1 protein-coding gene is annotated in these 1,718 nt (G+C 39.0%); it reads right to left on the minus strand.

Going from position 1 to position 1,718, the window contains the following annotated elements; translation table 11 throughout:
• Position 1: 1 nt before the first annotated feature.
• Positions 2-1,718: AHH domain-containing protein (locus ASU35_RS19805; RefSeq protein WP_207644112.1), on the minus strand; the 1,717-nt coding region annotated here is incomplete at its 5' end.

Below are 1,718 nucleotides of genomic sequence, written 5' to 3' on the forward strand. Positions count from 1 at the left end.
CTTATTTCCAGTAATCTTTATACAGCATATCAGGATTTGATTTTACGTTATTCTTTAAATTATCAAATAACTTAAGGAATATATCTTTGTCTCCTTGTGCAATGTTGTCAAATTGTTTCATACTATCAAGAACATATTCATGATAAGCATTTGGATGACGACCCTGATGTGGTAGCAAATCTTTATTCCATGCATCATCTAAGTCTAATCCATACCTGTTTGCTATTTCCTCTAACTGAGGAGTATATGTCTTGCTTTTATTTGTTGCATAGTGATGTACTTGATTAGGTTTAGTTGTTGTACCACTCTTAATCCCAGCCTTACTACCACTCTTAATCCCAATCTTTCTACCACTCTTAATTCCAGTCTCCACTGCCTCTTCTGTAGTTTCTTCCAACACCTCCTTACCAAATTTTTTCTTAAGCATATTCCTTACTACCTTTATTCCATCACCAAAGTTTCCCCTTTTCCCCACTTTTTCCACTGCTTTATTCATGTATCCCAAAATTTTTCGGGCATCACTTATTTCATCTAAGCCTATCACTACCCAGAATAATTTCTCTGCAGCCTTTCCTACTTTCCCCTCTGACAAATAAATTGCCGCATCTAAAACATCTGCTGCATCTCCCAACACCGGTATCATTGCCAGACCATCCATCAATGCATGGACATCATCATTCGTTACTTTATATGCCTTTCTCTCTCCTGGGGGATGTAACATATAATACCCCGCTCTTGAGCCTCCCGTTCCGCCTGGAATAGTATTTTTAGTATTTGACGGGGTTCGCTTCCCAATTAATCCTGGTATACCAGGTAGACCTATCGCTGTTTTACCTATCGTAATACCCGGAGAGAACAAAGGCCCAAAACCAATTCCAAATCCTTCATTCTTTTGATTTCTCTTTATTTCCAGTTTCTCTTTCTTACTATTATTCCTCTTTTGATAACCACTTTGGACACCCTGTTTTTTATTCCTTAATACAACTGTTCCTGCCGTCTTTGCGGCCATTTCACTTGCTACAAAAACTGCTCCAGCTTTTATTGTTTTATCTATGTTCGATACTGCTAGTCCTACATTGATGCTTTCTTTAATTTTAGAGGCATCTTCTTTTGTATCCCTGGTTATTACGGCAGATGACTTTGTATCTTTCGTTACAACTGATGGTTTTTTATTTTTTACTGCTAATGTTACTCCTGAAACTGCTCTGGCTTTTAGTATCTCACCTATCTTAACCGTCGCTGTAGCCGTATTCGCTGCTTTTGGGACAGCTTCTTCCATTATTTCGAAAGTTCGGCTTACCGCTATCGGTAAATTTATATTTTGGGGTACAGTTGATACTTTTCCATTACCTGTCTTTACTTCCGTTCCAGCTTTTTTTGCTTCACCTGCTGCAGCAGCCGCACCAATTCTTATTGTACTTCCCACTCCAGCTACCATACCCCCAGCAACTGCCTTTATCGATGCCTCTATAGAAACATTATACTTTTTCTCGCCTATATTGACAACTTTCTGACTGCTTTTTGTATTTAAGCTTTTTTTGCTGCTTAAAGCATCTGCCATTTTTACTGTAGTTGTTTTTGGAGCTTTGGTTGAGCTATCAGATTTAGACACCTTAGCTTTCCCTGATTTAGATGCTGTACTACTTTTCGATGCTTTCGCAGAAGAACTGCTTTTAGAGGATGTCCTGCTCGGAGCCACCCTGGATACCGGCTTGCTC

It is taken from the genome of Acetivibrio ethanolgignens (genome assembly GCF_001461035.1).
Taxonomy (GTDB): domain Bacteria; phylum Bacillota; class Clostridia; order Lachnospirales; family Lachnospiraceae; genus Velocimicrobium; species Velocimicrobium ethanolgignens.